At 53.3% G+C, this 12,089-nt stretch carries 15 protein-coding genes; 14 read left to right on the top strand and 1 reads right to left on the bottom strand.

Annotated features, from left to right (window positions below):
* Window positions 1-201 precede the first annotated feature (201 nt).
* Entirely contained in the window at window positions 202-702 is a 501-nt protein-coding gene (locus tag ACTHUT_RS08600; protein ID WP_250600817.1) for a hypothetical protein, read from the bottom strand.
* 14 nt (window positions 703-716) lie between these two features.
* On the opposite strand from ACTHUT_RS08600, the gene terL reads away from it, so the two are divergent.
* From terL to ACTHUT_RS08530, 14 genes are all read left to right on the top strand, one after another.
* On the top strand, window positions 717-2,339 hold the full coding sequence (gene terL / locus ACTHUT_RS08595; RefSeq protein WP_250600815.1) for a phage terminase large subunit: 1,623 nt from the start codon (window positions 717-719) through the stop codon (window positions 2,337-2,339).
* A complete protein-coding gene (locus tag ACTHUT_RS08590) occupies window positions 2,339-3,907 on the top strand; it encodes a DUF935 domain-containing protein (RefSeq protein WP_250600813.1) in 1,569 nt (522 codons plus the stop codon). The genes terL and ACTHUT_RS08590 overlap by 1 nt, the downstream gene beginning before the upstream one ends.
* Complete coding sequence (locus ACTHUT_RS08585; protein ID WP_250600811.1) at window positions 3,894-5,189, top strand: phage minor head protein; 1,296 nt, start codon at window positions 3,894-3,896, stop codon at window positions 5,187-5,189. The genes ACTHUT_RS08590 and ACTHUT_RS08585 overlap by 14 nt, the downstream gene beginning before the upstream one ends.
* A 109-nt stretch (window positions 5,190-5,298) precedes the next feature.
* Window positions 5,299-5,715 carry a phage virion morphogenesis protein gene (locus tag ACTHUT_RS08580; RefSeq protein ID WP_250600808.1) on the top strand — a complete coding sequence of 139 codons (417 nt, stop codon included), beginning with the start codon at window positions 5,299-5,301 and terminating at the stop codon, window positions 5,713-5,715.
* Window positions 5,716-5,945: 230 nt separating this feature from the next.
* Complete coding sequence (locus tag ACTHUT_RS08575; RefSeq protein ID WP_440418732.1) at window positions 5,946-7,007, top strand: phage protease; 1,062 nt, start codon at window positions 5,946-5,948, stop codon at window positions 7,005-7,007.
* Window positions 7,007-7,915, top strand: a complete 909-nt coding sequence (locus ACTHUT_RS08570) for a Mu-like prophage major head subunit gpT family protein (RefSeq protein ID WP_118779234.1) — start codon at window positions 7,007-7,009, stop codon at window positions 7,913-7,915. The genes ACTHUT_RS08575 and ACTHUT_RS08570 overlap by 1 nt, the downstream gene beginning before the upstream one ends.
* Before the next feature lie 64 nt (window positions 7,916-7,979).
* Window positions 7,980-8,378: a hypothetical protein gene (locus tag ACTHUT_RS08565; protein ID WP_250600804.1), complete on the top strand. Its 399-nt coding sequence runs from the start codon at window positions 7,980-7,982 to the stop codon at window positions 8,376-8,378.
* Entirely contained in the window at window positions 8,378-8,800 is a 423-nt protein-coding gene (locus ACTHUT_RS08560; RefSeq protein WP_250600802.1) for a gp436 family protein, read from the top strand. The genes ACTHUT_RS08565 and ACTHUT_RS08560 overlap by 1 nt, the downstream gene beginning before the upstream one ends.
* A complete protein-coding gene (locus tag ACTHUT_RS08555) occupies window positions 8,790-9,440 on the top strand; it encodes a phage protein Gp37 (RefSeq protein ID WP_250600800.1) in 651 nt (216 codons plus the stop codon). Before ACTHUT_RS08560 ends, ACTHUT_RS08555 begins: the two co-directional genes overlap by 11 nt.
* Window positions 9,437-9,634, top strand: coding sequence for a DUF2635 domain-containing protein (locus ACTHUT_RS08550; protein WP_002225238.1), 198 nt, complete (start codon window positions 9,437-9,439; stop codon window positions 9,632-9,634). Before ACTHUT_RS08555 ends, ACTHUT_RS08550 begins: the two co-directional genes overlap by 4 nt.
* Window positions 9,635-9,636: 2 nt before the next feature.
* Window positions 9,637-11,046 (top strand): phage tail sheath subtilisin-like domain-containing protein, encoded by a 1,410-nt coding sequence (locus tag ACTHUT_RS08545; protein ID WP_250601755.1) that lies wholly within the window; start codon window positions 9,637-9,639, stop codon window positions 11,044-11,046.
* 64 nt (window positions 11,047-11,110) lie between these two features.
* Window positions 11,111-11,488 carry a phage tail protein gene (locus ACTHUT_RS08540; protein ID WP_250600798.1) on the top strand — a complete coding sequence of 126 codons (378 nt, stop codon included), beginning with the start codon at window positions 11,111-11,113 and terminating at the stop codon, window positions 11,486-11,488.
* Between the two features lie 3 nt (window positions 11,489-11,491).
* Complete coding sequence (locus ACTHUT_RS08535) at window positions 11,492-11,872, top strand: hypothetical protein (protein WP_070749453.1); 381 nt, start codon at window positions 11,492-11,494, stop codon at window positions 11,870-11,872.
* 35 nt (window positions 11,873-11,907) lie between these two features.
* Window positions 11,908-12,066, top strand: a complete 159-nt coding sequence (locus ACTHUT_RS08530) for a hypothetical protein (RefSeq protein ID WP_250600796.1) — start codon at window positions 11,908-11,910, stop codon at window positions 12,064-12,066.
* The last annotated feature ends 23 nt before the right edge of the window (window positions 12,067-12,089 follow it).

The raw sequence follows: 12,089 nt of genomic DNA, 5'->3' as shown, positions 1-12,089 counted from the left end.
CCGCGCTATAAGCTGGAGCCGTTGTTTTGGCTGGCCGACCAGTTTTTTTACTTTATGTCCGCCATGCATGAAATGAAAACGGGAGAGCCACTTCCTTTTTGTTTCAAGGTTTATCCCAAACCGCTAAGAAAACCTGTCGTTCACTATTACAAGGCCGTCTGAAAAAAGGTCGGCTTATCAAACCCGACCCTTTGTATTTCTTTATAAACTTTGCAGCAGATTGATAATTTGAGGAGATGTAACAGCGTCGATGGCTTTCTCGGTAAATTTCGCCAATGCGACATCTCCCATTTTGCTTAAGATGCCCTTTAGTCTGCTTTTTTCTTCCGGAGGGATGTTTGCTTCGTTGATTTTGGCATCCAGTAAGGCTTGAATGGTGTCGCTGTGTAGTTTGACCGTGACGACACCAAGAATGGCGGATAGGCCGCCATCATCGGTAAGGAAATCTATGCCTTTGGCTGTGATTTTAACGGTAGCGCTTAAATTCTTATCGTTGCAAACAACCAAACCATGTTCTGCCAAATATCGCAGATTTGCTGATCGCTTTGCAATATATAGTTCTGCCTCTCCTACTGTTTCTATGACCCCTACAATTTGAGCAATAGCGGCATCTATCCAATATTCATATGTCTTGCTATCAGGATAAATGTTATTAAGCTCTTTTAATATTTCGCGTTGCAGGTTTCTGTCTAACCAATCCATTTTGAGCGCTCCATATGAAAAATAAAGAATTCCTCAAATCCCTTGCCGAACTGGCCGCCAGTTTGCGCCAAGTCATCGAAGCGGAAGTGGACGGCTTTGATGCTTCGCCCAAGGTTATTGCTGCACGTCGTGCCAAGGTATTTGACCCGGTAGGCGGTTACGAATATTTCGTGAATACCTACTTCCCCCATTATATCCGCTCCCCTGAAAAATCCGAACTGCATGAGTTTTTATTCAGCCGTCTGCCGGAGATTATCCGCTCCCCTAAAGGGGAAAATGAGGCGGTGGGTGCGCCGCGTGGCGAGGGTAAATCGACGCAGGTTACTCAGTTGTTTACGCTGTGGTGTATTGTGACCGGCCAAAAACATTATGCGGTCATCGTGATGGACAGTATCGACCAGGCGTATCCAATGCTGGAAGCCATCAAGGCGGAACTTGAATTTAACCCGCGCTTGAAAACCGACTTCCCGGAAGTATGCGGGCAAGGCCGTGTATGGCAGGCCGGTACGATTGTGACGGCCAATGACGTTAAAGTCCAAGTGGCAGGTAGCGGTAAAAAGCTGCGCGGTTTGCGTCACGGCCCTTATCGTCCTGACCTGACTATATTGGACGATATTGAGAATGACGAGCAAGTCCGCAATCCCGAACAGCGCGATAAGCTCAATGCGTGGCTGACTAAGACTGTATTGCCTCTGGGCGGAGTCGGTCAGAAATACGATGTGATCTATATCGGCACGATTTTGCACTACGACAGCGTGTTGAACCGCACCTTAAACAATCCATTTTGGAAAGGCATCAAGTTTAAGGCGATGAAACGCTGGCCTGACCGCATGGATTTGTGGGGCAGATGGGAAGAGCTGTACCGCAATGACGGTGCGGCGGTAGCCGAAGCGTTTTATCAGGCGAACAAAGACGAGATGGAGCGTGGCGCGGTCACTTCTTGGGCGGCTCGCGGCGTACTCGCGCTGATGAAAATCCGCGCCCGCGACGGACACGCGACGTTTGATTCGGAGTACCAAAACGACCCCGTATCCGGCGAAGACGCGCCGTTTGCAAAATCTATGAAATTCTGGACAGACTTGCCGTCCGACCTGGTCTACTTCGGATCGCTCGACCCATCGCTCGGCAAAGCGGGGGCAAGCCGTGACCCGTCGGCAATCATCATTGGCGGCTATCAGCGGCAGACGGGCAAGCTTTATATCGTAGAGGCGCAAATCAAAAAACGCCTGCCCGACCTGATTATCGAGGATGTCATCCGCCTGCACCGGCAATACCGCTGTAAGCTGTGGTTTGTCGAAACGGTACAGTTTCAGGAATTTTTAAAAGACGAGCTGGTCAAGCGCAGCGCGGCGCGTGGGCTGCCCGTACCCGCCCGCGCGGTCAAGCCGGTATCGGACAAGCTGTTGCGGATCGAGACCTTGCAGCCGCACATGGCTAACGGGCTGATACTGCTCAATGAAAGCCAACAGACGCTGGTGCAGCAGTTCCGCCATTTCCCCAAAGCCGACCATGACGACGGCCCCGATGCGGTACATATGCTGTGGTCGGGGGCGGTGGCGAATTGTGTGCCGATAGAATGGCAAAGCCCGAATGACGACGATTTTGACGATGACATTAGAAGCAAATGGAGCCGGTAATGGCAAAAAAAGACAAAAAATCCAAAATCCTCAAGCCTGAAACGGCATTGCAGACGGATGTGGCTCAAATCACGGCGACAGGTCGAGTTATCGCCGAACATCCGTCCAATTTTATTACGCCTCAAAAAATGCGCGCCCTCTTCGAGGACGCGGAAAACGGCGACATCCGAGCCCAACACGAGCTTTTCGCGGACATTGAGGAGCGCGACAGCGACATCGCGGCAAATATGGGTACGCGCAAACGCGCGCTGCTGACGCTCAACTGGCGCGTCGCCCCGCCGCGAAATGCGACGCCCGAAGAAGAAAAGCTGTCCGACCAAGCCTACGAAATGATGGACAGCCTGCCTACCCTCGAAGACCTGATTATGGATTTGATGGACGCTGTCGGGCACGGATTTTCTGCTTTGGAGGTCGAATGGGTATTTTCAGACGGCCTTTACCTACCCCGAAACTTTATCCACCGCCCGCAAAGCTGGTTCAAATGGGACAAAGACGACGGGCTGCTGCTGCGTACCCGTGAAAATCCGGAAGGCGAAGCGTTGTGGCCGCTGGGCTGGGTCGTTCATACCCAAAAATCGCGCAGCGTGCAGCAGGCGCGTAACGGCTTATTTCGGACGCTGGCATGGCTGTATATGTTTAAGCATTACGCCGTGCATGATTTTGCCGAGTTTTTGGAGCTTTACGGCATGCCCATCCGTATCGGCAAATACGGGGCGGGTGCAACGGAGGCAGAAAAACGCACGCTGTTGCGCGCGGTTGCCGAAATCGGCCACAACGCGGCGGGCATCATGCCCGAAGGCATGGAAGTCGAGCTGCATCAAGCGGCCAGCGGCACGACTGCCACCAGCAACCCGTTTTTGCAGATGGCCGACTGGTGCGAAAAATCCGCCGCGCGCCTGATTTTGGGGCAAACGCTGACCAGCGGCGCGGACGGAAAATCCAGCACCAACGCGCTGGGCAATATCCACAACGAAGTACGCCGCGATTTGCTGGTATCGGACGCAAAACAGGTGGCGCAAACCATCACAAGCCAAATCATCGGGCCGTTCCTGCGAATCAACTATCCCAATGCCGACCCAAACCGCGTGCCGAAATTTGAATTTGACACGCGCGATCCGGAAGACATCGCAGTCTTCGCCGACGCTATCCCGAAACTAGTGGATGTCGGCGTACAAATCCCCGAAAGCTGGGTGCGCAACAAACTGGTAATTCCAGATGTGCAGGAGGGTGAGGCTGTGTTGGCGCGGCAGGTACCGGACAATCCGGTAAACAGAACTGCATTGGCGGCTTTATCCGCCCACGCCGTACCATCTAAGGCTACGGGCGGGCATCAGGAAATATTGGACGGCGCGTTGGATGACGCGCTGGTAGAACCCGATTTCAATTCTCAGCTCAACCCGATGGTGCGTCAGGCGGTTGCCGCACTTAATGCTTGCAACAGCTACGAGGAGGCAGATGCCGCACTGAATGCGCTTTATCCGAATTTGGACAACGCGAAACTGCGTACTTATATGCAGCAGGCCTTGTTTATCAGCGATATCTTGGGACAAGACCATGCCCGCGCCTGATTTGGGATTTGCCTTAAGTCTGCCGCCGAAAAAGGCAATCGAGTGGTTGGAAAGTAAAAAGGTTACGGCGGAGAGCTACCGCAATCTGACCGCTTCTGAAATCGCCAAAGTCTATACGGTTGCCCGTATGACCGACTTGGATATGCTCAACGACATCAAAACATCGATGGTTGAATCGGCCAAGAGTGGGCAGTCATACGATGATTGGCGCAAAGGCATCTTAAACCTGCTCTCCGGAAAGGGCTGGCTGCACCCGAACGGGCATAACGGTAAGGATATCATCGACCCTGCAACTGGCGAGGTGTTCGGCGCGCCGCGCAGACTGGAGACGATTTACCGCACCAACATGCAGACCGCCTACAATGCCGGACAGTATCAGGGCTATATGGCAAATGTCGATGCGCGGCCTTATTGGATGTATGACTCGGTAGGCGACAGCCGCACCCGCCCTGCCCATGCCGCAATGGACGGGCTGGTGTATCGGTACGACGACGCTTTCTGGACGACTTTTTACCCGCCCAACGGCTACAACTGCCGCTGCTCGGTCATCGCCCTGTCTGAACGGGATGTCGAGAGGCAGGGGCGGATTGTCGGACAAAGCACGCCGGAAAATCTAGTTGAAACCCAAAAAATCTACAACAAGAAAGGCGACAGCTATCAGACGACTGCCTATAAAGCCCCCGACGGCAGCCTCTACACGACCGACCGCGGCTTTGACTACAACGCAGGGCGGATGAACTACCGCCCGGATTTGGACAGATACGACCGCGCCTTGGCTCATGAGTTTGCCAAGGCGGAAATGGGCGGTCCCGATTTTAAAAGCAGTTTCAAACAGCTCAAAAAAGAGTTTTACGAGGTCAAAGGTCGTCTGAACATTGAAGGCAAACCGGATAAAGAGCAAAAAATCAAAATCCGGAACGCGCTATCAAGACAGCTTAAATTTGCTGCGGGTGTATTGAGCAAGGAAACGCAAGAACTGGCAGGTATGACTCGAGCGACGGTGTGGCTGTCTGATGATACATTGGTCAAACAGGTGGACAGTCGGGAGGGACAGAATTTCGATGACTCCTACTATGCTTTTTTGCCGGATATGCTGCAAAACCCTGAACATGTCATCCGTGACAATCGTGAATTGATTTTCACAGCTCGCTATAAAGGCTCGGCATTGTGGGCGGTTTTAAAATATATTAAGGAGGTGGATGAGATTTATCTACAGTCGTATCGGATCAGTAACGACAAAGAGATTGCCAAATTTATGGCGAAGAAGGAAGTATTGAAATAGACGTTGGGCAAGGCTCGAAATCACTTGCACACGCTCTCGGACGCCCTAACGGGCAGGCTGCGGTATCGAGGTTATCACCGCTTTTCCAACGTCTGTACGGAATAATACCATGATTGAAGTCAGAATAGACAATATTTCGGAAATTCAAAACCAGCTTAAGAGGCTGGGGGACGGTGTCGAAAACCGCTACCTGCTGATGCGCCGACTGTCCGAAACCATGCACACGGCGGTCAAGCTCAATTTCCGCTACGCAGGCCGTCCGAAATGGTTGGGGCTGAAATACCGAGCCGGTAAACCTTTGACTGATACCGGGCGTCTGAAAGACAGCTTTTCGACTATGTACGATAATGACACCGCCCTTGTCGGCACCAATATCATCTATGCCGCTATTCATAACTTCGGTGGGCAGGCTGGGCGCAACCGCAAAGTTCGGATTCCGCAACGGGAATTTTTGACGTTGACGGACGACGACAAACAGGCTTTGATGGACGATGTGCAGGATTATTTTTCGGATCTGATACCGTGAATTTATAAAACCCTCAAAAACGCGCTTTTTAGCGCGTTTTTTTATGCGGGTAATACAAACCCCTGCCCAAGATATAAAAATCAATCCTAGACGCTTCTAAAAAGCCCCTGAAAACGATTAATTGTGTATCGCGCGGACAGGTTTTAAAAAAATGGCGGTAGGGTTTGAAGCACGCCTACTCTTTGTTGTTTTTTCAAATAGGCAAAATGACAGTATTGAGAGAGGTACACATGTCCAAAAATGCACAAAAAACCCTACTTGTCGTGTGCAGTTTCGAGGTGCAGCCAAAAGACGGGCGAATCCAACTGCTGCCATATGGCGAATTTCGCGCAGTAGACGGTCGTCCGACTGATGTCCCTGCGTGGTATCTGACCGAAGAGAACGGTCATGATGTCGCGCTGTTGGCCAACAGTTCGCGCAATCAGTTGGTTGTCGATTATGAACACCAGACGCTCTACAAAGAGAAAAACGGACAACCTGCACCTGCCGCCGGTTGGATGCGTTGGCTAGAGTTCACGCCTAAAGGCATGTTTGCCGAAGTGGAATGGACGGACAAGGCGGCTGCTGCAATTGCCGCAAAAGAGTATCGCTACATCTCTGCTGTGTTTTCCTATGACACAAAGGGATATGTAACCAAGATTTTTCACGCCGCGCTGACAAATTTCCCTGCGTTGGACGGCATGGACGAGGTGCTGGCGGTTGCGTCGGCGCAAATTTTAAACCCGGAAACGGAGCCAAAACCCATGAATGAGTTGTTACAGCAACTGTTCGGTCTGCCTGAGGCGGACGAAGAAAAACTGAAGGTGGCATTGTCCGCGCTCATCGAAGCCAAGCCGAAAGACGTGGCTTTGTCTGCTGATGTGTTTGCACAGTTGGCAGAGAAAGACAGCCGCATCGCGGCATTGACAGCGCAAACCGCCAAGCCTGATTTGACTAAATACGCGCCTATCTCAGTGGTTCAAGAGCTGCAAAGCCAAGTCGCCGCGCTGACTGCCAAGCATGAAGCAGACAAAGGCAACGAATTGATTACCGCCGCGCTGACTGCAGGCAAATTGTTGCCTGCTCAGAAGGAGTGGGCGGAAGGCGTGCTGAAACAGCCGGGTGGCTTTGCCTTTTTGAGCGGCTTTATCGAAAACGCCCAGCCGGTCGCAGCTTTATCCGGCACACAAACAGGCGGCAATTCGCCGGAAGAACGTGTTGCTGCACTGACTGCAGAGGAAGAGCGTGCCGCAAAAATGCTGGGTATGACCGCAGAGGAATTTAAAAAAGTGAAAGAAAGTGAAGGTAAGTAATGGATAAGGCAGCAATTTTAGCCGCCCTGACGGCAGCATTCCGCAAAGAGTTTCAGTCCGGCTTAGATTCGGTTAAGCCTGACTACCCTGCTATCGCTATGACTATTCCGTCAACAACTTCGACGAATACTTATGCGTGGCTGGGCAAATTCCCGCAAATGCGCGAGTGGGTCGGCTCACGTCAGATCAAAAAAATGAGCAATCAGGCAATGAGCTTGGAAAATAAAAAATTCGAAGCGACTGTTGGCGTGGCTCGCACTGACATCGAAGATGACCAAGTAGGTATGTACCGCCCAATGATGGCTGCAATGGGTGAATCCGCTGCCGCTTTGCCTGATACGTTGGTGTGGGGTCTGCTCAAGAAAGGCAAAACCACCATTGGCTACGACGGCCAATACTTCTTTGACGTTGACCATCCAGTTTTCGAAAACCACGATGGCACAGGTCAAAACACGCCTTATTCCAACCTGACTACCGGTACAGACAACGACGCACCTACATTCTACGTTGTTGACGACACCAAAACCCTGAAGCCTTTGATTTTCCAAAACCGAACCGAAACAGAGTTCGAAACCAAATTCGATCCGTCCAAATCCGACCGCGTGTTTATGGAAGACGAATATCTGTATGGCTCGCGCCGCCGTTGTAATGCCGGTTTCGGTTTGTGGCAGCTGATGCACATGGCAGAAAAAACCGCGCTGACCCGCGAAAACCTTGCCGCCATTATCGTCAAAATGCAAAAAATCAAAGCCGACGGCGGCTATGTGCTGAACGTGAAACCCAGCCTCTTGGTCGTCCCGCCCGAGTTGGAAGACAAAGCCCGCGAACTCTTGGAAGCCGACAAAATCAACGGCACGACCAATACCTTCAAAGGCCGTCTGAAACTGCACGTCTGCGTCCACCTGTAACCCCGAACCGTTTTCAGACGACCTTTAACACCTATTTAAAGGCCGTCTGAAACAAGGAGTCATCATGGCAAAAACCAACAACAAACCAGAAACCGCCGAAACCGCCACCCCGTCGTTTGAAGACATCAAAGCCGAATTGGACGCCGTGCAGGCAGAGCTTGCCGCCGCCCGAAACGATGTCGAAATGCTGACCACAGACTTGGCAAAAGCCGAAGACGACAAAAAGGCACTGTCCGCCGAACTTGCCGAACTCAAAGCGCAGCATACGCAACGCGCCGCCGACTCTTTGGCGGACAGCCGCGATGTGATGCTCGTCAGTACCGGCGCAGACGGCAAAGAATTTTGGCGCGGCGGCCTGCTGTTTGACGGCGGCTGGCGCGAAGTGAAGCGCGCCGAAGTCGGCGAAGCGGTGTGGAAGGCAATCTGCGCCGAGCCTATGCTGCAACGCAAGGCGGTCGAGTAATGGCATACGCGACGGTTAAGGATATGGTTGCGCGTTTCGGCGAGCTGGAGGTTATCCAGCTGACCGACCGCAACCAAGACGGCTTGATTGACGAGGATGTGGCGGCAGTGGCACTGGCCGATGCCACCGCAGAAATAGACGCTTATCTGGGTCGGTTTAAACGTCCGTTTACCGATGTGCCGCCCATCCTCAAGCGCTTGTGTTGCGATATTGCCCGCTACCGCCTTACCGCCGCCAACGGCGTGCTGATTACCGACGAAATCCGCAACCGCTACAAAATCGACGTGCTCGACCTGCTGCGTGCTATGGCCAAAGGCGAAGTGCAGCTGGGCGTGGATGATAGCGGCGAAGAAGTGGCCGCGGGCGAAGACGGTATTGTGTTTGTAAACGGTAAAAATAAGGTGTTCGGGCGTGATCACTGATATTGAGCAAGCGATAACAGACCGTCTGAAACGGGGCTTGGGTCGCATGGTGCGCACGGTTAAAAGCTACAACGGCGAGGCCGACGATTTGGCGGGGCAAATCCATACGCTGCCTGCGGTTTGGGTAACGTATGGCGGCAGCAAAGTTGAGCCTGCCAGCACCGGCGGCGTATGCGGACGTTATCAGGATACCGCCGAATTTGTGGTGATGGTGGCGGCCCGCAATCTGCGCAACGAGCAGGCGCAGCGGCAAGGCGGCATCGACAGCCGCGAAATCGGCAGCAACGATTTAATCCGCGCTGTTCGCCGCCTGCTTGACGGCCAGCGGCTCGGTTTTGCCGATAGCCGCGGCTTGGTGCCCAAAGCGGTGCGCGCGATTGCCAATCATGTGCTGGTGCAAAACGCCGCAGTAAGCATATATGCGGTTGAGTATGCCATCCGCTTTAACACCTGCGGGTTGGAAAATGACCGCTACCCCGAACGCGCCGACAATCCCGACGACCCAGACCATATCTTTACCAAGTATCAGGTTACATTGAGCAAGCCGTGGCCTGATTTCGAGGGGTTGGACGGCAAAATTTACGACCCGCAATCCGCCGATGAAATACCTGTAAACCTAACCCTTAAGGATAAGCAATGAGCAAAATCAAAGTAACGGCGGCAGACGGCCTGCGTGTGCCGACCGAACACAACCCGCACGAATATATCGGCCAAGAGCCGGTGGAGGTGGACGGCAACAGCCTGTATTACCGCCGCATGATTGATGACGGCGATTTGGTGGTGGTTGAGGATGCCGCCCCAAATACCAAAACCCGCAATACTAAGGGAGAGTAATGATGCCCCATATTGATTTTGACACGATTCCGGGCAGCATCCGCGTGCCCGGGCAGTATATTGAATTTAACACCCGCAATGCCGTGCAAGGGTTGCCGCAAAATCCGCAAAAGGTATTGATGGTTGCACCCATGCTGACCGCGGGCATACAGCCCGCCTTAGAGCCGGTGCAACTATTTAGCGATGCCGAGGCGGCCGATTTGTTCGGACAAGGCTCGCTGGCGCATTTGATGGTGCGCCAAGCATTTGCCAACAACCCTTATTTGGATTTGACCGTTATCGGTATTGCCGACCACAGCGCAGGCGTGCAGGCAACCGCAACCGTTACCCTTTCCGGCACGGCCACCGCGCCGGGCGTGGTGGAAATCACGATTGGCGGTAAGCAGGTAAGCACGGCCGTTAACACCGGCGAGACCGCCGCCACAGTGGCAGGCCGTCTGAAAACCGCCATCACTGCCGCCGATGTAACCGTTACCGCATCCGGCAGCGGCGCAGCCGTTACGCTGACGGCCAAACACAAAGGCGAGATCGGCAACGAGAGCGGCTTAACCGTGAGCACCGGCAATACCGGCCTGACTTATCAAGCCAATGCATTTACCGGCGGTGCCAAAAATGCGGACATTGCCACGGCCTTGTCCAAAGTGGCGGGCAAGCATTATCACATTATTTGCAGCCCGTTTAGCGATGACGCCAACGCCAAAGCCTTGAGCAACCATATTACCAACGTATCCAACGCCATCGAACAGCGCGGCTGTATCGGCGTATTGGGTATGAGTGCGACCTTGAGCACGGCCACCACCGCTACCGGCAAAATCAACGACGGCCGCATTACCTGTGCTTGGTACAAAGGTGCGGTAGAGCCAAACGGCATCATCGCCGCAGGTTATGCGGCGGTGTTGGCCTTTGAAGAAGACCCTGCCAAGCCGCTGAACACGCTGGAAATCAAAGGGCTGGCCGTTACACCTGATGCGCAATGGCCGCTGTTTGCAGAATGCAACAATGCGCTGTACAACGGCTTGACCCCGCTCACAGTGGTCAACAACCGCGTGCAGATTATGCGTGCCGTATCCACCTATACCAAGTCGGCCAACAACACCGACGACCCGGCACTACTCGACATTACCACCATCCGCACGCTCGATTATGTGCGCCGCAGCGTTAAAGAGCGCATTGCCCTGCGTTTCCCGCGCGACAAATTGAGCGACCGCCTGCTGCCCAAGGTTAAGAGCGAGATTTTGGACGTGCTGATTAAGCTCGACCAAGCCGAAATCATCGAAAACGCCGAGGCCAACAAAGGCAAGCTGGTGGTGGCGCGTGCGCAAAACGACCCCAACCGTGTTAATGCCATTATCCCCGCCGATGTGGTCAACGGCCTGCACGTCTTTGCCGGGCGCATTGATTTGATTTTGTAACCCTTTTCAGACGGCGTTTAAAACAGGTTTAAAGGCCGTCTGAAACCTTAAAAAAGGATAAAACATGAGCGATGCAACTTATGCCGGTGCGGTGATCATGGAGGTCAATGGCCGCGATATCGAGATTGTGAGCATCAAGCCGCAAACCACTACAGGCCGCAAGCCGGTCAAAACGATGAACCGCAACGGCCGAGTCAACGGTTATTGTGACGGCATAACCGAACACAAATTAAGCGTTACCGCCGCCATTCCCATCGACGGTACGGAAATCGACTGGGACAATATCACCAAGGCGAAAATCACGATTTACCCCATCAACGACGAAGGTCGCCGCACTTCCTACCTCGACTGCTTTACCGTCGATACCAGCGAGCAATATGAAGTCGATAACGAGGCACGCATCGACATTGAGATGATTGCTTTGCACAAAATCAAGGAGTAATGCGTGATTACCGTCAAACTGACCCACGGACTGACCTACAATGGCAAAGTCGTATCTGAATTACGCCTCAAGCCACTGACCGTCGGCGGCGAACTGGCGGCGTTCGCCCTGATTGATGACTTGCCCGAGCTGCCCGAAAACGCCAAAAAAGCCGAACTGCTGCAACGCGACGTCCTAGAGATGCTGACCTACTGGTCGCAGCAGATTGAAGCCCAAGGTATCCCATCCGACATCCTGACGGCGCAGTGGCTGATGGAAAACCTCTCTACCGAAGACTACCATACCGTGATGGCGGCTCAGGAGGATTTGCGCCTAAAACCGTCCGCCGCTACGGCAAGCCCCGACGCGCCGTCGGCGGCGGAGCAGTCAAACGCAGCTACCTGACGGCACACAAAAGCTACCGTCAGGCGGTCATCCTGATGGCAAAGGCGGGTATAGGCGCGGACGCGGTGCGTCAAATGTGTCACGCCGAGCTGGCAGCATGGTTCGATGATATTTTGGCAAGTTTGGGTATCAAAACGCCTAAAGACGACGGTGTGATTATCTCTCGGCGGCAGAAGAAGCCTGAAGACAGGTAGATTTACCATAGTTATAATAAAGC

It is taken from the genome of Neisseria sp. P0022.S010, from assembly GCF_051956635.1.
The sequence above is the reverse complement of the archived record's forward strand: the minus strand, read 5'-3'. Positions and strand labels throughout refer to the sequence as shown.

Excerpts from the sequence above, each read along its gene's own strand:
- ACTHUT_RS08600 (WP_250600817.1), bottom strand. The coding sequence starts at position 702 with ATGGATTGGTTAGACAGAAACCTGCAACGCGAAATATTAAAAGAGCTT.
- terL (WP_250600815.1), top strand. The coding sequence starts at position 717 with ATGAAAAATAAAGAATTCCTCAAATCCCTTGCCGAACTGGCCGCCAGT.
- ACTHUT_RS08590 (WP_250600813.1), top strand. The coding sequence starts at position 2,339 with ATGGCAAAAAAAGACAAAAAATCCAAAATCCTCAAGCCTGAAACGGCA.
- ACTHUT_RS08585 (WP_250600811.1), top strand. The coding sequence starts at position 3,894 with ATGCCCGCGCCTGATTTGGGATTTGCCTTAAGTCTGCCGCCGAAAAAG.
- ACTHUT_RS08580 (WP_250600808.1), top strand. The coding sequence starts at position 5,299 with ATGATTGAAGTCAGAATAGACAATATTTCGGAAATTCAAAACCAGCTT.
- ACTHUT_RS08575 (WP_440418732.1), top strand. The coding sequence starts at position 5,946 with ATGTCCAAAAATGCACAAAAAACCCTACTTGTCGTGTGCAGTTTCGAG.
- ACTHUT_RS08570 (WP_118779234.1), top strand. The coding sequence starts at position 7,007 with ATGGATAAGGCAGCAATTTTAGCCGCCCTGACGGCAGCATTCCGCAAA.
- ACTHUT_RS08565 (WP_250600804.1), top strand. The coding sequence starts at position 7,980 with ATGGCAAAAACCAACAACAAACCAGAAACCGCCGAAACCGCCACCCCG.
- ACTHUT_RS08560 (WP_250600802.1), top strand. The coding sequence starts at position 8,378 with ATGGCATACGCGACGGTTAAGGATATGGTTGCGCGTTTCGGCGAGCTG.
- ACTHUT_RS08550 (WP_002225238.1), top strand. The coding sequence starts at position 9,437 with ATGAGCAAAATCAAAGTAACGGCGGCAGACGGCCTGCGTGTGCCGACC.
- ACTHUT_RS08545 (WP_250601755.1), top strand. The coding sequence starts at position 9,637 with ATGCCCCATATTGATTTTGACACGATTCCGGGCAGCATCCGCGTGCCC.
- ACTHUT_RS08540 (WP_250600798.1), top strand. The coding sequence starts at position 11,111 with ATGAGCGATGCAACTTATGCCGGTGCGGTGATCATGGAGGTCAATGGC.
- ACTHUT_RS08530 (WP_250600796.1), top strand. The coding sequence starts at position 11,908 with ATGGCAAAGGCGGGTATAGGCGCGGACGCGGTGCGTCAAATGTGTCAC.